This window comes from Amycolatopsis sp. GA6-003, assembly GCF_046267895.1.
Taxonomy (GTDB): Bacteria; Actinomycetota; Actinomycetes; order Mycobacteriales; family Pseudonocardiaceae; genus Amycolatopsis.
In genome coordinates this window covers 3,098,899-3,117,603 of sequence record NZ_CP176499.1, presented here as the reverse complement: position 1 = coordinate 3,117,603, position 18,705 = coordinate 3,098,899, and the positions used below count along the sequence as shown (strand labels likewise).

The window sequence follows — 18,705 nt, the reverse complement described above, 5'->3', positions numbered from 1 at the left end:
GGAGGAACGTTATGCCGAGCGGGTCGGAAGTCCGGGCCGAATTCGCCGACCCCGCCGAAAACCTGGCGTTCGACGAGGCACTGCTGCGCGAGGGGCCCACGGGTCCGGTGGTGTGGCTGTGGCGGAACCCGGTGTGCGTCGTGGTCGGCCGGGGGCAGCGAATCGCGCGCGAAGTCCGCGTGGCCGAATGCGCCCGCGACGGCGTTCCCGTGCTGCGGCGGGCCAGCGGCGGCGGCACGGTGTTCCACGACCCGGGCAATCTCAACGTGACGCTCGTGCTTCCCGGTCCCGCGCCGCGTCCGCTGGAAATGCTCGGCCTGGTGATGTCCTCCGCAGTGGAGAAACTCGGTCTCCCAGCCAGAATCGGCGACCGCGGCATCTTCGTCGGCGACGCGAAACTGTGCGGCTTCGCGGTTTTCCGGACCAAAGACGTGCTGCTGGCGCACTCGACGTTGCTGGTCGACACCGATGCCGCTCGCGTCGGCGCGTACCTCACCGGTCCGCCGCCGGACCCGAAACCGTTGGATTCGCACCGGAGCAAGGTCGCGTCCCTGCTGGACCACGGGGTGCGGCTGCCGTTGAACGAGGTGGAAGACACCGTGCGCGCGGCCGCGGCGGGACTGCTCGGTCCGCTCCCGCCGCGCGAACCGACGGCGGGCGAGCTGGAACGGCAGCGGGCGTTGCTGTGGAGCCGTTACGAGTACCCGGAGTGGCACGCCGAAGGACGCCAGCGTTCGTAATCGCCTTGTCTCACTGGCATAGCCACGGTGAAGGGCTCCTTGCGGAAATCGGATTTCCGCAAGGAGCCCTTCCTGGAACGAGTCAGCTGCCGGACGCGGAGAACAGCACCGGCGGCACCGCGCTGGCTGCCTTGCGCCGCGGCTTGGCCGGTGCCGGAGCGGCCGCCTTCACAGGCGCGGCTGCCTTCACGGGTGCGGACGTCTTGCCGGTCGCGTTCTTCGCCGTCGCCGCGGCAGGGGCCTTGACCGCGGCGGCCTTCGTCGCCTTGGCCGCGGTCTTGCTTCCCGCAGCACTAGTCGGCTTGGCCGTGGTCTTGCTCGCCGCGGCGCTCGTCGGCTTGGCGGTGGTCTTGGCCGCGACGGCCTTCGCCGGCTTGGCTGCCGCGGACTTGGCGGGAGCCTTGCGCGCGCCGCTCGTTCGGGCGGTCTTGGCGGCCGCGGTCTTCTTGCCGGCAACGGCTTTCGCGCCCTTGCCCGCCGCGGCGGGCTTCTCCGCCGCCGGCTTGGACTCGGCCTTCTTCGCCCCGGCGACGAGCCGCGGCCGCAGCTTGCGCCCGCCCGTCCGGCGGCCCGCCTTGGCGTAGCGCTCCAGCAGCCGCCGGAGCGCCGCCGCGTTGCGGGCGCCGAGGTCGATGTCGTACTCGACGCCGTCCAGCGCGAACGCGACGGTCTCGGCCGCGCGTCCTCCGGTCAGGTCGTCCTGCGTGCGGACAGCGGTGTTCCTCGCCATGGGAGCCTCCCGTGCTCGATCGTGGTCGTGCGTGCAACCGGCACGGCGACGACCCGGATTCCGCGGTGCCGCCGGTTTCTTGCAGCTCTCGGACGAGAATACCGGCAGGCTTGCGCGAACCCGCGCGGTGGTGTGCGCTGTGCGCATGGCAGCAGAGACTTTCGACGTCGTGGTCATCGGGGCGGGTCCGGTCGGGGAAGTGGCCGCCGAACGGGCGGCCAAGGGCGGGTTGAAGGTGGCCCTGCTCGAACACGAACGGTTCGGCGGGGAGTGCTCGTACTGGGCGTGCATCCCGAGCAAGGCGTTGCTGCGCCCGGGAAACCTGCTCGCCGCGGCCAAGCGGATGCCCGGGGTGCCGGTCGGCGACGCGCTCGATCCGGAGAAGGTGCTCGCGCGCCGCGACTGGTTCACCGGCAAGGGCGACGACTCCGGCCAGGTCGAATGGGCGCGCGGCGCGGGCATCGAACCCGTGCGCGGCTCCGGCCGGATCACCGGCGAGCGCGAGGTCACACTCGACGACGGACGCGTTTTCGCCGCCCGGCACGCGGTGATCGTGTGCACCGGCAGCGTCCCGCGCACGCCGAAAATTCCCGGTCTGGACACCGTCAAGCCGTGGGGTTCGCGGGAAGCGACGTCGGCGACCGAGGTGCCCGGACGGCTCGGCGTGCTCGGCGGCGGCGTGGTCGGCGTCGAAATGGCCCAGGCGTGGGCCCGGCTCGGCGCGCGGGTCGACCTCGTGATCACCGGCGAACGTCCGCTGCCGAGGCTGCCGGAGTTCGCCGGCGACCTAGTGCTGGACGGTTTGCGCGAGGCGGGCGTTCGCGTGCACGTGAACTCCGGCTTGAGCGAAGTGTCCAGTGTGGACGGTGGAACGCGGCTGAAGCTGTCCGGCGGCGGCGAGCTCGTCGTCGACGAACTCCTGGTCGCCACCGGCCGCGCGCCCGCGACCAGCTCGATCGGACTGGACGTGCTCGGCCTGCCGACCGACCGCGCGCTCGAGGTGGACGAAAGCGGCCGAGTGTCCGCTGTGGAGGGTGGCTGGCTGTACGCCGCGGGCGACGTCACCGGCCGCGCTTTGCTGACCCACCAGGGCAAATACGCCGCTCGCGTCGTCGGGGACTCGGTCGCCGCCCGGGCTCGCGGCGAGGAGATCTCGACCGAACCGTGGAGCCGCTACAGCGCGACCGCCGACCATCACGCGGTGCCGCAGGTGGTCTTCACCGATCCGGAGGTGACGTCGGTCGGCCTGACCGAGGCCCGCGACGGATCCGCGGACCGGGTGGTGGACATCGACATCGCGGTCGCCGGTTCCTCCCTGCACGCCGACGGGTACCAGGGCAAGGCGCGGATGGTCGTGGACCCCGGACGCGGCGTCGTGCTGGGGGTCACGTTCGTCGGCCAGGACGTCGCGGAACTGCTGCACTCCGCGACGATCGCGGTCGTCGGCGAAGTGCCGCTGGACCGGTTGTGGCACGCGGTCCCGGCGTTCCCGACGATCAGCGAGGTGTGGCTGCGGCTGCTGGAGGCTTACGGGCTCTGAGCCGCGGTTCCGGTAGCGTCGGGGCATGACCAGTGCCCCCGTTCCCGGCCGCCGTGAACGCAAAAAGGCGGCGACCCGCCAGGCGCTGGCCGACGCTGCCCTGCGGATGTTCCTCGAACGCGGCTACGACCAGGTGACCGTGCGCGAGATCGCCGACGCCGCCGACGTGTCCACCACCACGCTGATGAAGCACTTCCCGACGAAGGAAGCTCTCGTGTTCGACCGGGAGCCGGAGGTGGACGAAGCGCTGGTCTCGGCGGTCCGCGACCGGCCGGAGGGCACGTCGGTGCTGGCGGCGCTCCGCTCGCACATGCACGAACGGGCGACCTCCGGCATCCGCGCGGAAGCCGCACCGCTGCTGCGGCTGGTGCGGGAGACGCCCGCGCTCGCCGAGTACTGGCACAAGATGTGGATGGGGCACGAGCACTCGCTCAGCCGCGTGATCGCGGCGGAAACCGGTGCGCCGGAGGACGATCCGCGATGTGCGGTGCTCGCCCATTTCGCGTTGGAGACGGCCTCGCTGGCCGAACGCTCGGACGATCCGCCCCGGGTGGTCGACGCGGCGTTCGACCTGTTGGAGAACGGGTGGGAGTGAGCGGAGGCCGCTGAGCCGTCGCCTCAGGACGGCAGGTGCAGGTCGAGCGCGCCCTTCGCCGCGCGGGCCAGGCCGGGATCGTCCGCAGTGGACGGTCCGGGTTGCCAGACCGCCTGCACGAGCCGCACGCCGTTCCCGTCGATCTTGCTGGCGTAGGCGGCGCCGTCGAACTGCGGCGGGCCGGACGGCCACTTGCCGGTTTCCGTGGCGACGTCCAGGATTCCGCCGCCGCCGGGGTTGTCCGCGATCTGCTTGAGGCGATTGGCCTGTCCGGCATCGGGGAACTCGACCACCGCGACGGTGACCGCGGCCGGCCGGCCGTCCACGAGCGCCGTGTAGCTCGCGCGGCGGACCGCGGAGCAGCTGGTCTGCTGGAGACTCGCTTGCACGTCCCCGAAAGCGTGCGAGGCGCACTTCTGGTCGGCGCTGCTCGCCCGGGGCTCGAAGGTGAGCGTCGGGGCCGGCGGGGCGCTCGACGTGACGCTGCTCGGCACCGGGCTCGGCACACTGCTGGGCGGCGCGCTGCTGGCGGGCGGCGCCGCGGTGGTTTCGTCACCGCCGCTGGTCGCCACGACGATCGCCGACACCACCAGGACGACCAGCAGGACGATCGCCGCGATGGGCACCCACTTGACGGTCCGGGAGGCCGGTTTTCCCGGCTCGGCTCCCGCGCTGGTCGCTCCGGCCGCGGCCACCGGAGCCGGCCGGGCGGGTTGCGGTGCACTGCTCGGCCCGGGAACGTGCACCGGGGCCACCGGCGGAACGGCTCCGCGCGGACGTTCCGTGCTTTGCGGCTTCGCCGGAGACGGCATCTTCTCGGTCGGAGCCTCGGGCGGATCGGCGGACTCGGTGGGCGCTTCGGCAAGCGAGTCCGGCTCGATCGCTGGAATCTCCGGCCGCGGCGGCCGCACGGCGATGATCTTCGGCCGCGGAGCCGGGGGAACGGCGGGTTTCGGCGGCACGGAAGGGGCGCTGGGGGAAGCAACGGCGGATCCCGCGGCGATGGAGGCGTTGCTGCCGCCGGGGAAGACGGGGAGACCGGCGGGGGCTTCCGGCCTTGGCGTGGCCGTCGTGCCGCCGGGGACGGCGGACGGTCCGGCTGGGGTGGCGACCGCGGCTCCGGCACCGGAAGGACCCGAGCCAGCGGCGGCGGGGCTGGAATTGGCCGGTTGACCGGTGGCGGCGGGGGCGGGGCCGGAATTGGCCGGTTGACTGGCGAGGGCCGGGCCGGAGCTGGAACTGGCAGGTTGGCTGGTGGTGGGGGCGGAGCTGGAATTGGTCGGTTGACCGGTGGCGGCCGGGGTGGAGCCGGTGCTGGTCGGTTGATTGGTGGCGGTGGGGGTGGAGCTGGAACTGGCCGGTTGGCCGGTGCCGACTCGGGCGGAGTCCGGAGTTGCCGAGCCAGAACTGGCTGCTGCTTCTGCCACCGCTCCCGGGGCGGCAGCAGCAGGGGCGCTGGTCGCGGGAGCAGCAACAGCGGGCCTCGGCGAGGAGGAGGACTTCGGAGCAGCGCTGCCATTGCTCGCCGGGGTCGCTGCCGCACCAGCCGTCGTCGCCGCGCCAGCCACCCCAGCCCCGGCGCCAGCCGAAGCCGTCACGGGAGAACGAGGCCCGGGCGGGACCGGAACGTCGTCGGCGAACCGCACGAACCCTTCCCCGCGCAAAACCTCGTCCGAAAGCTCCGGCGCGTCCGGGGCCAGCGCGGCGATCAACGCGCGCGCCTGGTCCACCGAGCGCGGATGCCGGGCGGTGGCCAGGGAGACCGTCGCCGCCAGCATGGTCGTCGGCGTCGGGTGCAGGACCCGGACCGGGCCCGCGAGGTCGCCCGGCGGCTGGTCGACGGTCTCCACGTACGGGCCGACCGCCACGATCGTGCCGACCGGGCCGCCGCCGAGTTCCGCGATGCGGCGTTCGCAGTCCTGGGACAGGTCGAGCGCTTCGGTGGCGGGATTGACGTCGTCGCCGTGGACCAGGGGCCAGCCGTCCGCTTTCCACGGGCCGCTCAGCGGGGCTTCGAGGCGCAGGGCCGGGTCGGGCAGGTCCACGCCGATCACGACGAGCACGCCCGCGGGCAGCACCACCACCGCCTCGACCGGACGGTCCCCGGTCGGGCGGGCGCCGACGAGCGCGACGCCGCCGATCACCGTGCTCCCCCGGCCGAGGGAGGCCAGTGCGGCCCGCACGTCTTCCGCGACGCGCGAGGGCTGCTGCCCGAGACGGACCAGTCGCACCGAAATTCTCCTGTCGAATCCGCAGCGTTTCCGGTGCACCACGCTAGCGTGCCGGGCCGCCGGAACCGCGCTCCGCGCCCTCGCGTCGGCGTGCCTCACCACAATGGGTCGTCCGCTGCGACTTGTGGTGTTCATGTGGCCAAACGGCACGGTTGGGGTGCAGAATGTGCTACACAGGTCGGGAACTGCCGTGGAGGCTACGCAACCTGCGCAGAGTTCGAGAGGTCGTAGGGGAAGACGTCCCTCGTCGAACAAGCGGAGGTCAGCAGTGAGCACCCGTGGCAGCACCCGAGGCGTGGTGTACGTCCACTCGTCGCCGTCTGCGGTATGTCCGCACGTCGAGTGGGCTATTTCGGGCACCCTGGGTGCCCGGGTCGAGCTGAAGTGGACGGCCCAGCCGGCCAGTCCCGGACAGCTCCGGGCCGAATGCAGCTGGAGCGCGCCCGCGGGCACCGCCGGCAAACTCGCCAGCGCGCTCAAGGCGTGGCCGATGGTGCGCTTCGAGATCACCGAGGAGCCCAGCGCGGGCGTCGACGGCGAGCGGTTCTGCTTCGCGCCCGGCCTCGGGCTCTGGCACGGCCGCACCAGCGCCAACGGCGACATCGTCGTGGGCGAGGACCAGCTGCGCGCGCTCGTCAGCATGACCCGCGGCGGCGAAACCCTCGCGCACAAACTCGACGAACTCCTCGCCGCCGCCTGGGACGAGGCGCTCGAGCCGTACCGGCACGCGGGCGACGGCGCCCCGGTCACCTGGCTGCACCAGGTCGGGTGAGCGGGGGCGGTACCCTCACCCGGGTGAGCGTTCAGCCGGCCCCGCCTTCCCGCCAGCGGTGGTTGATCCCTGTGCTCGTGGTGGTCCTGTCGATCACCGTCGCCGGGGGTCTGCTCGCCCGCGAGCTGTACCGCCGCCCGGATTCCCCGCGCGCGGCCGACGGCGAGGCCACGGCCCCGTCGGCCACGACCAGCGGCGGCTCGGCCGACAAGTCCGGCGCGGTCGAGGTCGGGGCCACCCCGGACGCCGAGAACCATCCGCAGGACGATGCCGTCCGCACCGTGCTGAAGGCCTATTTCACCGCGCTGAACAAAAAGGACTACGACGCCTGGACGGAGACGGTCAGCGACGCGCGCCGCAGCCGGACGCCGGAAGCGGACTGGCACCGCAACTTCCAGTCCACGAAGGACGTCGACATCCTGCTGTACCGCATCGAACCGGGCGCGCAGGGCACGCTGCGGGCTCTGGTCGGGTTCACCAGCACCCAGTCGCTCAACGAGGCCCCGGTCGACTTCCCGCACGAGTGCATCCGCTGGCGGCTGGTGCTGCCGATGAAATACGAGCACGGCTCGTACCGGATCGACACCGTCGACGGCACGGCGACCGAACACGACAAGTGTTGAAAACTCGGTGAAACGCCGAAGGCCCCGCGGGAAACTACCGCGGGGCCTTCAGCGCGAAAAGGGGACTCAGTTGGCCGGCGTGAACAGCAGCGCCGTGTTGTGTCCGCCGAAACCGAAGGAGTTGGACAGCGCGGCGGTGAGTTCGACCTTGCGGTTCTCCCCGGCCACGACGTCGAGCTGCACCTTCGGGTCCTGCTCGGTGAGGTTCAGCGTCGCGGGCACGATGCCCTCGTACACCGCGAGAATCGTCGCGATGCCCTCGACCGCGCCGGCCCCGCCGACGAGGTGGCCGAGCGCGCCCTTCGGTGCGGTGACCACCGGGTGCTCGCCGATCGCCGACCGGATCGCGGCCGCCTCGCCGATGTCGCCGACCACAGTGGACGTCGCGTGCGCGTTCACGTGGCCGACGTCCGAAGGGGACAGTCCGGCCATCGCCATCGCCGCGCGCATCGCCGCGATCTGCCCGATGCCCTCCGGGTGGTTGCCGGTGATGTGGTAGGCGTCCGACGTCAGGCCGTAGCCGGCCAGCTTCGCGTAGATCCGCGCGCCGCGGGCCTTCGCGCGGTCGGCCCGCTCCAGCACGACGACGCCGGAGCCCTCGCCGAGCACGAAGCCGTCGCGGCTCACGTCGAACGGACGCGACGCCGCGGCCGGGTCGTCGTTGCGCGTCGACACCGTGCGCGCCTGGGCGAACCCGGCGACGGTGATCGGGTGGATGCACGCCTCGGAACCGCCCGCGACCACCACGTCGGCCCGTCCGGACCGGATCATCTCGAAGCCGTTCGCGATGCCCTCGGCCCCGGACGCGCACGCCGACGCGGGCGAGTGCACCCCGGCCCGCGCCTTGAGGTCGATGCCCACGTGCGCGGCCGGGCCGTTCGGCATCAGCATCGGCACGGTCAGCGGCGACACCTTGCGAAGACCCTGCTGGTGCAACAGATCGTTCTGGGTCAGCAGGGTCACCGGCCCGCCGACCCCGGTGCCGATCGAAACGCCGAGGCGTTCCGGTTCGACGTCCGTGTGCTCGTCGGTCTGCTCGGCGAACCCCGCGTCGGCCCAGGCCTGGCGGGCGGCGATGAGCGCCACCTGCTCGCACCGGTCGAGCCGGCGCGCCTGCACGCGGGGCAGGATGTCGGTCGGCTCGACGGCGAGCTGCGCCGCGATCCGCACCGGCAGGTCCAGCTCCTCCGCCCAGTCCGCCTCGATCGTGCGGATCCCGCTGCGGCCGGCCAGCAGACCGTCCCAGGTGGACGCGACGTCCCCGCCCAGAGGCGTGGTCGCGCCCATGCCGGTGATCACGACGTCGATGTTGCTCATGGGAGTCTCCCCAAGGTCGGCTCCGGACCGGGGCCCGGGTACGAAGAGGACTTACTTCGAGTTGGCGGACACGTAGTTCACCGCGTCGCCGACGGTCTTCAGGTTGGCCAGCTCGTCGTCCGGGATCTTGACGCCGAACTTGTCCTCGGCCTGCACGGCGATCTCGACCATCGACAGCGAGTCGATGTCCAGGTCGTCCACGAACGACTTCTCCTCGGTGACGTCGTCCTGAGCCACGCCGGCGACCTCTTCGACGATCTCGGCGAGGCCGGCGAGAATCTCAGTGTTGTCAGCCATCGGTGTTGTTCCCTTCTCGGTTCTTCTGCGGGTCCGCTCGCGGGCACGGCGCCCGCGGGGGAAGTATCGCTCAGGGCAGGACGAACGCCTGCGCGGCATAGGAAAGCCCGGCTCCGAAGCCGACCGCCAGCACCACGTCGCCGCTTTTCGCCGTCCCCGCCTTGCGCATGTGGTCCAGCGCCATCGGGATCGAGGCGGACGAGGTGTTGCCCGAGTACTTGATGTCGTCGGCCACCACCAGGTCCTCGCGCGCCCCCTTGGCGCGCAGCTTCTTGGCGATCGACTCGACGATCCGGAGGTTCGCCTGGTGCGGGGCCAGCACGTCCACATCGGACGGTTCCAGCCCGGCGGCTTCCAGCGCGCGCAGCGCGATCGGCGCGATCTGCGTGGTCGCCCAGCGGAAGACCGACTGGCCCTCCTGGTAGATCCACTGGTGGTCGCGCATGTAGATCAGGTCGACGAGGTCGCCCGCGCTGCCCCACACCACCGGGCCGATGCCCGGTTCGTCGGAACCGCCGACCACCGCGGCCCCCGCGCCGTCGGCGAAGATGATCGCGTTCGCGCGGTCGGTCGGGTCCACCACGTCGGTGAGCTTTTCCGCGCCGATCACGAGGACCTTCTTCGCCGAGCCCGCGCGGACGAGGTCGGAGGCGACGCCGAGGCCGTAGCAGAATCCGGCGCACGCGGCGTTGAGGTCGAACGCGCCGGGGCTCGGGACGCCGATCCGCGCGGCGACCTGTCCGGCCGCGTTCGGGATCGGGGACGGCATGGTGCAGTTGGGCACGATCACGGTGTCCACTTCGGACGCGTCGACGCCCGCGTCGGCGAGCGCGCTGGCCCCGGCGGCGACGGCGTAGTCGACCAGCACGTCGTCCTTCTCGCCGAACCGCCGCTCGATGATGCCGACGCGGTCGCGGATCCACTGGTCGCTGGTGTCCATGACCTGCGACAGGTCGTCGTTCGTGACGATCCGGTCCGGCTGGTAGCTGCCGAAGCCGAGGATGCGGGCGGCGGGCGCGCCCTGGGCGAGGCGCAGGGCAGGGCGGGCGGTCACTGGGCGTCCTCCTCGCGCAGCGCCGCCAGCTCGGCGGGCGACTTCAGCGCGGTGGTAGTGGTGACGACGCCCTTGAGCTGCCGCTTGACCAGGCCGGTCAGGGTGCCCGCGGGCGCCAGTTCGACGGTGCGGTCCACGCCGAGCGCGGCGAGCCCGTCCATGGTGAGGTCCCAGCGGACCGGGCGGGTCACCTGGGCGACGAGCCGGCGCAGGTACTCCGCGCCGCTCGTGACGACCTGACCGTCGGCATTGGACAGCAGCGGGCGCGTCGGGTCGGCCGTGGACAGCGCGGCGGCGTGCTCGCGCAGGGCGTCTTCCGCGGGAGCCATGTAGGGCGTGTGGAAGGCGCCGGCGACCTTGAGGGCGCGGATCTTCGTGCCCTCCATCGGCTCGGCGATGATCCGCTCGATCGCGGCGGCGGACCCGGAGGCGACGATCTGCCCGGCCCCGTTGCGGTTCGCGGCGGCAAGGCCCTGGCTTTCCAGCCACGCGGCGACTTCCTCGGGGTCGCCGAGCATCACCGCGGCCATCGACGTCGGCTCGAGCGCGCACGCCTTGGCCATCTCCGCGCCGCGGACCGCGGCGAGCGCGACCGCGTCGGCGGGGGTGAGCACGCCGGCGATCGCGGCCGCGGCCAGTTCGCCGACCGAGTGCCCGGCGACCGGAGCGTCGTCGGCGACCGGCAGGTGCTCGAAGGACAGCAGGGACAGCGCGACGATCAGCGGCTGCGCGACAGCGGTGTCCTGGATCTCCTCGGCTCCGGCCTCGGTGCCGAGGCGGATCAGATCGAGCCCGGCACGGGCGGACCATTCTTCGACGCGCGCGCGGGCGCCGTCGAGCTCGAGCCACGGAGCGAGCATGCCGGGGGCTTGGGAACCCTGGCCGGGGGAGAGGACTGCGACTGTCACGCTGTCTATGAGACCACGGGTCCCCTCGGGCTTCGGCTGCGGGCGGTCACCAAGTCCGTGCGGCGTTATTGGAGGAAACCTCCAAAGACCCGCCGGAGAACTCGGCCCTTAACCCATCCGCCTTGTGGGATTCAACCAGCGCTTGCCGTGAAGTCTGTCACCCGCCGCGGCCGCCGCGGCTCGGTTCCGGGCACGGGCCGCCATGATCGCCGAGGCCGTCGCGGGCCGATCACCACAGCCCGCGCGCCCGGGCCAGCCTGCCGACCGTCAGCGCGACCCGCAGCACCAGGGCGTCGCGGGCGTCGGTCGGGTTGCGGCCGGTGAGTTCGGCGGCTTTGCGCAGCCGGTACCGGACCGTATTCGGGTGCACGAACAGCGTTTGCGCGCAGCGTTCCAGCACCCCGCCGGTGTCCAGATAGGTCTCGACGGTGCGCTGCAGCGCCGCGCCCGCCTCCTCCAGCGGCCGGGCCACCAGGTCGACCAGCAGCCGTTCCGCGCCGGGGTCGCCGGAGAGGGCGCGTTCGGGGAGCAGGTCGTCGGAGCGGACCGGGCGCGGCGCGGCGGGCCAGCCGACCACCGCGCGCAGGCCGGACAGGGCCTCGGCCGCGCTGTGGTGCGCCTCGGCCAGGGTCGGCACGGTCGGTCCCGCGACGACCGGGCCGTCGGCGAACACCGTCGACATCCGGCTCAGGATTTCGCGTTCCTTCGGCCCGCCCTCGGTGGGGCCGCCGATCACGATCACCAGCCGCGAGCCCTGCACCGACAGCAGCACCGCGCGGCCGACGCGGGCGGCGCGGGCGCGGACGTCGAAAACCACCGTCGGCGGGTCTTCCGACGGCGGATTCCCCACCATGACCGTCGCCGCCGCGGCCGGATCCCAGCCCAGCGCCGCGGCCCGCGAGAGAACGGATTCCTCGGCGTCGCCGCGGACGATTCCGTCGACCACGAGCGCTTCGAGGCGGGCGTCCCACGCGCCGCGCGCTTCCGCCGCGGCGGCGTAGGAATTGGCCGCGGCGAAAGCGATTTCCCTGCCGTAGCGCAGAATTCCCTCGATCAGCGCGGCCCGCTCGGCTTCGGACGCGGCGAATTCGGGGAGCTGTTCTTCGAATACCTCGATCGCGAGCCGCACCATCGCCACGGCCTGGCGCAGGCTGATCCAGCGCGACACTTCGGTCGGCGCGTCGCGGAACGCTTCCGTGGTGAGCTTCAGCGCTTCCTTCGAATCGCGCAGCCACGCGACGAATCCGCTCGCACCGGTCTGCGTGATCAGCAGCACGCTGGCGCGCTGGTCGGCGGGCAGCCGCGCGAACCAGACGAGGCGGCGTTCCATTTCCGCGACGCTCGCGCTCGCCAGCCGCCCGGAGGCGTGCTCCAGGCTGCGCAGCGTTTTCGCGGACAGCCCGTGGTGTTTGCGGGCGGGGCGTCCCGTGGTGTCGGCCATGTCGGATCCGATCCTACGTGCCGCGGCGGCCCGCAACTTTAGGCGGACGCGGCGGCGACCTCAGGCGGTGGGCGGCGGCCTGACGGAGTGCCTAGGATCCCGGGTGGACGGCAGGGGGCCGTCCCGGGGAAAAGAGAACAGGGGGACGGGCCATGCCAGAGCCCGGACTGGAGATCGACGGGATCTCCAAACGGTACGGCGCCGTGGTGGCGCTCGAGAACATGACGTTCGACGTGCGGCCGGGGGAGCTTTTCGGATTCGTCGGCAGCAACGGGGCGGGCAAGACGACCACGATGCGCATCGCGCTCGGCGTGCTGAGCGCCGACGCCGGCCAGGTGCGGTACGCGGGCGAGCCGGTCACGCACGAAACGCGCCGCCAGATCGGCTACATGCCCGAGGAACGCGGGCTGTACCCGAAAATGAAGGTCGGCGAACAGCTCACGTATCTGGCCCGGCTGCACGGAATGCCCAAGGCGGAGGCCAAGGCGTCGAGCGAACGGTGGACCGAACGGCTCGGCGTGGCCGCGCGCCGCGACGACGAGGTGCAGAAGCTCAGCCTCGGCAACCAGCAGCGCGTGCAATTGGCCGCCGCGCTGGTGCACGAACCGCGGATTCTCGTGCTGGACGAACCGTTTTCCGGACTGGACCCGGTGGCCGTCGACGTGATGAGCGAGGTGCTGAAGGAAAAGGCGGCCGAGGGCGTTCCGGTCGTGTTTTCCAGCCACCAGCTGGATTTGGTGGAACGGCTGTGCGACCGGATCGGGATTGTCCGGAGTGGACGGATGGAAGCCTCCGGCACGGTGGCGGAACTGCGCGCGGGCGGGACGACCCGGCTGCTCGTCGACGCGCCGGACGCTCCGGAGAACTGGGCGGCCGGGCTGGCCGGCGTGACGGTCGTGGGCCGCACCGGAGCGGTGACCGAGCTCGAACTGGCCGACGGCGCGGACGACCAGGCGGTGCTGCGCGCCGCGCTGGCGACCGGGCCGGTGCGGGAATTCGCCCGGAGACTGCCGTCCCTGACCGAGTTGTTCCGTTCCGTCGTGTCCGATCAGCAGGAGGCCGCGGCATGACCGGGTCGAACGTTCAGATGAGCCCGTTGTCCGCGGTCGGCCTCGTGGCCGGGCGGGAAATCACCACGCGCGTCAGTTCCAAGGCCTACCGCATCACCACGCTGGTGATGGTGCTGATCGTCGTCGCGCTGGCGCTGGTCTTCAAGTTCTTCAGCGGCGGCGGGAGCGCCGACGCGACGGTCGGCTACGTGCCGGCCGCTTCGCAGCTGGCCGAACCGCTGACCGCGACGGGGAAGTCGATCGGCCAGACCGTCGCGACGGAGCAGGTGCCCGACGAGCAGACCGGCCAGGCGAAGCTGCGCGACGGCTCGATCGACGCGCTGCTGGTGCAGGACGCGAAGCGGGTCCACGTCCAGGTGAAGAAGGACCTGGACGCGAAGCTGAAGAACACGTTCACCGTGCTCGAGGGGCAGCTGGCGCTCAACCAGCAGATCGAGTCCCTCGGCGGCGATCCGGCGAAGGTGCGCCAGGCGACCGCCGAGGCGACGATTGACGAACTGCCGCCGCTCGAAAAACCGTACGACTACAACGGGCAGCAGCTGGTGCTCGGCATCATCGCGGGCATCCTGATCTACCTGTCGCTGATGCTCAACGGGCAGGGCGTGGCACAGGGCGTCGTCGAGGAGAAGACGTCGCGGGTGGTCGAACTGCTGCTCTCGACGATCAAACCGTGGCAGCTGATGGCCGGGAAGGTGCTCGGCATCGGCACCGTCGGGCTGATCCAGATGCTGGCGATCGGCGTCGCGGGCGTGGCGGCCGGGCTCGGGTTCGGGGTGCTGACGATTTCGGTGAACGCGGCGGTCGGCACCGTGATCTGGCTGATCGTCTGGTACCTGCTCGGGTTCTTCATGTATTCGATCGTGTTCGCCGCGCTCGGCGCGCTGGTGTCGCGGCAGGAGGACGTGGGCGGCGCGACGATGCCCGCGCTGATGTTCGTGATCGCCGGGTACGTGGTGGGGATTTCGATCCTGCCGTCGAACCCGGGCAGCCCGCTGGCCGAGGTGCTGTCGGTGATCCCGGTGTTCGCGCCGACGCTGATGCCGATGCGGCTCGCGATGGGCGGCGTGCCGGTGTGGGAGGCGGTGCTGTCGGTCGGTCTGGTCGTTGCGCTCATCCCGGCGCTGATCTGGCTGGCCGCGCGGATCTACCGCAACGCGGTGATGCGCACCGGCGCGAAGGTGAAGCTGCGGGACGCGCTGCGCGCTGCCTGACCGCGAAGCACGGCGGGCCGCGGCGGATTGCCGCGGCCCGCTTTTTCCGGCGCCGGAAAGCCTCTACTCTCGGTGGCCCTGCCGACCGCGTGCGGGACCTGGGCAGCCGAGGCCCTAACCCACGTGGGTTAGCGGCAACGGGTGAGTTGCGTGAACGCCGCCCCCGCGAGCCCGCTGCTCCTTTTGCCCGCAACGCTCCCGTTAATGCCCTTCGCGCAGTGTCGCGCCCGCCCGCTATTGGCGCTTCGCAGTTATCCGGAGCCGCGCGGGAAGATCCGCGCAATTCGCCGTCGCGGGCTGCCCGGCACCGTGAATTCGCACCGCACAGACCGCGCCTCGGCGGGATTCCCGTCCGGACATCTTCGCGGCCTCGCCCAGGTCGGCGCGCAAATCCGCCGGCGGCCCGGCAATCGGGGCGAACATGAAGGCCAGATGAACGGCGGAGAAAACCCGAACCGCATTCGCCTCGGAAGGGCTGGTGAGCGGCGATAAAGAGCCGGAAATGTTCGAGGCCGCTCGGCGCTTGCGGTTTTCGCTGCGCCGAGCGGCCTCGTCTCCCCGGTCCCCACCGGTACGACAAGTATGGCGGCGATTGATCTTCTCGCGCCAGTCGTCTCACTCGATCGTGGTGCACAGCACCCGGGTGCAGTGGGTACCTGTCCTGCGACCCGGTGCGAGAAGGACGGCGCCGGAATCCACGTCGAACCGCGGCGAAGGGAGCCAGCGTGGGTGAACAACTCAAGGACGGACTCGGACAGGCCTGGAATCTGGTGGCCACGTTCGTCCCGAAACTCGTGGGTTTTCTGATCATCCTCTTGATCGGCTGGCTCATCGCGAAAGCCGTGTCCAAAGCCCTCGGGCTCGTTCTCGGAAAACTCGGTTTCACGCGGCTGGTGGAGAAGACCGGGCTGACCGGAATGGTGAAGGGCGCGAATCTCGACGCCACCACGGTGCTCGTGAAACTCGTCTACTACTTCATTCTGCTGATCGCGCTGCAGCTGGCGTTCGGGGTGTTCGGGCAGTCGAACCCGGTAAGCCAGCTGCTGAACGACATCATCGCGTTCCTGCCGAGGATCCTGGTCGCGGTGGTGCTGATCATCGTGGCCGCGGCGATCGCGAAGGTCGTGCGGGACGTCGTCGCCGGCGCGCTGTCGGGCCGTCCGGCCGGGCGGCTGCTGAGCACGATCGCCTACTGGCTGGTGATGGCGTTCGGCATCATCGCGGCGCTGGGCCAGGTCAACATCGCGACCTCGGTGACCGGCCCGCTGCTGATCGCGGTGCTGGCGACCGCGGGCGGCGTGATCGTGGTCGGCTTCGGCGGCGGCCTGATCAAACCGGCCCAGCAGCGGTGGGACGGCTGGCTGGCCAACCTGCAGGGCCAGCTCGGCTCGGGCTCCGGCGGCGGCTCGCGGGAGCCGGGCCAGGTGAGCGGCCAGCACGCGCAGGCCGGGCAGACCCGGACGCAGGCCTACCCGCAGTCGCAGTCGGGCAGCCTTCCGCAGCCCGGCGAGCAGACCCGCCAGATGCCCGCGGACGGCGGCCGGCCGCCGGAGCCGCCGACCCCGCCTGCCGGGTTCGGGCGCGTGGAGCGCTGAGGCAGTACCGGCGGGAAGGGCGATCCGCGGGCGGCGAGCTGATCCGCGGGCCCGCGCCGGGGCCGTGCCGCTGACCGGATTCGAGCCCGGTCGGCCGCTTCGCTGACGGTCGTTCCCGATCCGCGGATCGGGGCCAGGGGCCGCGTTGCTTCGGCAGCGCGGCCCCTTCGGTCTGCCTCGCGTACGCGGGGCTTGCCCGGGACGGAGGCCCGGCGCCACCTCGGCGCCGGGCCTCCGCCGCGTCCGGCCCCGGCGTCCACTGAGCGGGACTGTCTGCAGTCTCACATCGGCCCGGGAATGGCGGCTCCGTGCTGCATGTTGGGAGGCGTAGATCGGAAGGGGTGCCGACGTGGACTTCCTGTTGCACCACGGCGTGACCGTGTTCGGCCAGTGGATCTCGATCGCCGAGCTGGCCGGGCAGCTGTTCGCGCTCGCGGTCGTGTTCCTCGCGCAGCGGCGGATGCTGTGGACTTGGCCGGTGCAGGTCGGCGCGACCGTCCTGCTCTTCTCCGTTTACGCCTCCGCGCATCTCGGCGGGCTCGCCGGGCGGCAGGTCGCGATCCTGCTCATTTCGCTGTACGGCTGGTGGGCCTGGAATCGCCGGACCGACCCGGTGTACGGCGTCGTCGTGCGCAAGGGCCGCTGGACCGAGCGGGCCGTGATGCTCGGCGCGTTCGCGCTGGGCACGGTCGCGATGGCGCTGACGCTCCAGGCGCTCGACGCTTCGTGGGCGCCGTGGCCGGACGCCGCGATTTTCGTCGGGACGCTGGTCGCGTTCGCCGCGCAGGGCGTCGGGCTCGTGGAGTTCTGGGGCGTGTGGCTGGTGGTCGACGCGATCGGCGTGCCGCTGCAGATCAGCTCCGGGCTGTACTTCTCGGCCGCGATCTACCTGGTCTTCGCCGCGCTGGTCGTCCACGGCTGGGTCACCTGGAACCGCTCGGCGCGCACCGCGGCGGCCGCCGAGAAGGCCGTCGCCGCGGCGCGCTGATTCAGGCGCCGAGCGCGAGCTGCCCGTCCGGGGTCAGCTCGGCCGGGGTCCACTGCCCGACCGCGCCGCCCAGCGCCGACGCCGGGCGGACCAGGCCCTCCCGGACGAGGTCGTGCGCGGTCGTCTGGTCGCAGCAGGGCAGGCCGTCGACCCTCAGGTCCGGTTCGCAGCTGCGGGTGAGTTCGGCTCGGCCGGCGGCGATCGCGCGCAGCATCGCCAGTGCGCGGCGGTTCAGCGTGACGGACATGGTCCCTCCCTCGGATGCTCCGAAGGCAGGAGGCGTGATGTCCGTCACTGGATACCGGATTACGCCGAACTGACGCTCACCGGAGCGTCGCGTGGGTCGGGCGCAGGTCGTCCACCCGCCGGACCCCGAGCAACTGCATCGTGCGGACCATCTCGGTGCGCAGGATGTCCACGCAACGCTGCACGCCGCGTTCGCCGCCCGCCATCAGGCCGTACAGGAACGCGCGGCCGATCAGCACCGCGTTCGCGCCGCGGGCCAGCGCGGCCACGATGTCGCCGCCGGACAGGATGCCGGTGTCGACCCACACCTCGGCGCTGTCCTGGATCTCGTCCAGCGTCGCGGGCAGCAGCTCGAGCGGCGTCGGAGCGCGGTCGAGCTGACGGCCGCCGTGGTTGGACAGCAGCACCGCGTCCGCGCCGTGTTTCACCACGTCCCGGGCGTCGTCGACGTTCTGCACGCCCTTGATCACGAGCTTGCCCGGCCAGGTCTGGCGCACCCAGTCGAGGTCGTCGAAGTTCAGCGTCGGGTCGAAAAGCTTGTCCAGCAGTTCCGCGACGGTGCCGCCGAACCGGTTGAGCGAAGCGAAGTTCAGCGGCTCGGTGGTGAGCAGGTTGAACCACCACGCCGGGTGCATCGCGCCGTCCACGAACGTCTTCAGCGTGATCGCCGGCGGGATGGTGAGACCGTTGCGGACGTCGCGCAGCCGCTGGCCCGCGACCGGGGTGTCGACGGTCAGCAGGAGCGTGTCGTATCCGCTCTCCCACGCGCGATTCATCAGATCTTCGCCCGCGCCGTGGTCGCGCCACACGTACAGCTGGAACCATTTGCGGGCGTCCGGCGCGGCCGCCGCGAGGTCCTCGATCGACGTGGTGCCCATCGTCGAGAGCGCCATCGGCAGGTTGTTGCGCTGCGCCACCCTGGCCACCGCGCTCTCGCCCTCGGTCTGCATCATCCGCGTGAACCCGGTGGGCGCGAACGCGAACGGCAGCGCCGAGCGCTTCCCGAGAATCTCCCTGCTGGTGTCCACATCGGACACTCCGCGCAGCACGTTGGGCCGGAATTCCACCCGCCGGTAGGCCTGCCGGGCGCGGCGCAGGCTGTCCTCGAGCTCGGCCGCGCCGTCGGTGTAGTCGAACGCGGCGCGCGGGGTGCGCTTGCGCGCGATCATCCGGAGGTCGGCGATCGTGTGCGCGGCGGCGAGCCGCCGGTCGGTCGGGTTGAGCACGATCGGCTTCGGCCGCAGGATCTCTTTGAGCTCGCTGGGCCGGGGCAGGCGCCGCTGGGTCACGCTCGACCACCTTTCGTCAGGACATCGGATACATCCGATGTCTACCTTAAGGCAGAGG

General features: G+C 71.6%; 18 protein-coding genes. 9 read left to right on the top strand and 9 right to left on the bottom strand.

Annotation, left to right across the window (positions count from 1 at the left end):
* The first annotated feature begins 11 nt into the window (after positions 1–11).
* Positions 12–740, top strand: coding sequence for a biotin/lipoate A/B protein ligase family protein (locus F9C12_RS13565; RefSeq protein ID WP_409466097.1), 729 nt, complete (start codon positions 12–14; stop codon positions 738–740).
* An 82-nt stretch (positions 741–822) separates the two neighbouring features.
* Here F9C12_RS13565 and F9C12_RS13560 read toward each other — a convergent pair whose 3' ends face one another.
* Positions 823–1,470: a histone-like nucleoid-structuring protein Lsr2 gene (locus F9C12_RS13560; protein ID WP_409466096.1), complete on the bottom strand. Its 648-nt coding sequence runs from the start codon at positions 1,468–1,470 to the stop codon at positions 823–825.
* A gap of 145 nt (positions 1,471–1,615) precedes the next feature.
* On the opposite strand from F9C12_RS13560, the gene F9C12_RS13555 reads away from it, so the two are divergent.
* On the top strand, positions 1,616–3,010 hold the full coding sequence (locus tag F9C12_RS13555; protein WP_409466095.1) for a dihydrolipoyl dehydrogenase family protein: 1,395 nt from the start codon (positions 1,616–1,618) through the stop codon (positions 3,008–3,010).
* A gap of 25 nt (positions 3,011–3,035) precedes the next feature.
* Positions 3,036–3,605, top strand: coding sequence for a TetR/AcrR family transcriptional regulator (locus tag F9C12_RS13550; RefSeq protein WP_409466094.1), 570 nt, complete (start codon positions 3,036–3,038; stop codon positions 3,603–3,605).
* Positions 3,606–3,628: 23 nt separating this feature from the next.
* On the opposite strand, the gene F9C12_RS13545 is transcribed toward F9C12_RS13550, so the two are convergent.
* Positions 3,629–5,836 carry a hypothetical protein gene (locus F9C12_RS13545; protein ID WP_409466093.1) on the bottom strand — a complete coding sequence of 736 codons (2,208 nt, stop codon included), beginning with the start codon at positions 5,834–5,836 and terminating at the stop codon, positions 3,629–3,631.
* A gap of 268 nt (positions 5,837–6,104) precedes the next feature.
* Here F9C12_RS13545 and F9C12_RS13540 point away from each other — a divergent pair, with 268 nt between their 5' ends.
* The gene (locus tag F9C12_RS13540; protein ID WP_101435050.1) at positions 6,105–6,608 is read left to right on the top strand and encodes a DUF3145 domain-containing protein; all 504 of its coding nucleotides are present in this window, start codon (positions 6,105–6,107) and stop codon (positions 6,606–6,608) included.
* Positions 6,609–6,631: 23 nt separating this feature from the next.
* Positions 6,632–7,231 (top strand): hypothetical protein, encoded by a 600-nt coding sequence (locus tag F9C12_RS13535; protein ID WP_409182322.1) that lies wholly within the window; start codon positions 6,632–6,634, stop codon positions 7,229–7,231.
* A 66-nt stretch (positions 7,232–7,297) separates the two neighbouring features.
* On the opposite strand, the gene F9C12_RS13530 is transcribed toward F9C12_RS13535, so the two are convergent.
* From F9C12_RS13530 to F9C12_RS13510, 5 genes are all read right to left on the bottom strand, one after another.
* On the bottom strand, positions 7,298–8,548 hold the full coding sequence (locus F9C12_RS13530; protein ID WP_409182321.1) for a beta-ketoacyl-[acyl-carrier-protein] synthase family protein: 1,251 nt from the start codon (positions 8,546–8,548) through the stop codon (positions 7,298–7,300).
* Positions 8,549–8,599: 51 nt separating this feature from the next.
* Positions 8,600–8,845, bottom strand: coding sequence for an acyl carrier protein (locus F9C12_RS13525; protein ID WP_009074690.1), 246 nt, complete (start codon positions 8,843–8,845; stop codon positions 8,600–8,602).
* Positions 8,846–8,915: 70 nt separating this feature from the next.
* The gene (locus tag F9C12_RS13520) at positions 8,916–9,899 is read right to left on the bottom strand and encodes a beta-ketoacyl-ACP synthase III (RefSeq protein WP_409182320.1); all 984 of its coding nucleotides are present in this window, start codon (positions 9,897–9,899) and stop codon (positions 8,916–8,918) included.
* Entirely contained in the window at positions 9,896–10,759 is an 864-nt protein-coding gene (locus F9C12_RS13515) for an ACP S-malonyltransferase (protein ID WP_409467006.1), read from the bottom strand. Before F9C12_RS13515 ends, F9C12_RS13520 begins: the two co-directional genes overlap by 4 nt.
* Positions 10,760–11,036: 277 nt before the next feature.
* Entirely contained in the window at positions 11,037–12,248 is a 1,212-nt protein-coding gene (locus F9C12_RS13510; RefSeq protein ID WP_409182318.1) for a PucR family transcriptional regulator, read from the bottom strand.
* Positions 12,249–12,400: 152 nt separating this feature from the next.
* Here F9C12_RS13510 and F9C12_RS13505 point away from each other — a divergent pair, with 152 nt between their 5' ends.
* From F9C12_RS13505 to F9C12_RS13490, 4 genes are all read left to right on the top strand, one after another.
* Positions 12,401–13,318 (top strand): ABC transporter ATP-binding protein, encoded by a 918-nt coding sequence (locus F9C12_RS13505; protein WP_409466092.1) that lies wholly within the window; start codon positions 12,401–12,403, stop codon positions 13,316–13,318.
* Positions 13,315–14,529 carry an ABC transporter permease gene (locus tag F9C12_RS13500; RefSeq protein WP_409466091.1) on the top strand — a complete coding sequence of 405 codons (1,215 nt, stop codon included), beginning with the start codon at positions 13,315–13,317 and terminating at the stop codon, positions 14,527–14,529. The genes F9C12_RS13505 and F9C12_RS13500 overlap by 4 nt, the downstream gene beginning before the upstream one ends.
* A 725-nt stretch (positions 14,530–15,254) precedes the next feature.
* A complete protein-coding gene (locus F9C12_RS13495) occupies positions 15,255–16,124 on the top strand; it encodes a mechanosensitive ion channel family protein (protein ID WP_409466090.1) in 870 nt (289 codons plus the stop codon).
* Between the two features lie 349 nt (positions 16,125–16,473).
* Positions 16,474–17,112: a nicotinamide riboside transporter PnuC gene (locus F9C12_RS13490; protein ID WP_409466089.1), complete on the top strand. Its 639-nt coding sequence runs from the start codon at positions 16,474–16,476 to the stop codon at positions 17,110–17,112.
* 1 nt (position 17,113) lies between these two features.
* Here the strand turns inward: F9C12_RS13490 and F9C12_RS13485 are convergent, their stop codons facing one another.
* A complete protein-coding gene (locus F9C12_RS13485; RefSeq protein WP_009074705.1) occupies positions 17,114–17,359 on the bottom strand; it encodes a hypothetical protein in 246 nt (81 codons plus the stop codon).
* Between the two features lie 76 nt (positions 17,360–17,435).
* On the bottom strand, positions 17,436–18,647 hold the full coding sequence (locus F9C12_RS13480) for an alpha-hydroxy-acid oxidizing protein (RefSeq protein WP_409182313.1): 1,212 nt from the start codon (positions 18,645–18,647) through the stop codon (positions 17,436–17,438).
* Positions 18,648–18,705 lie beyond the last annotated feature (58 nt).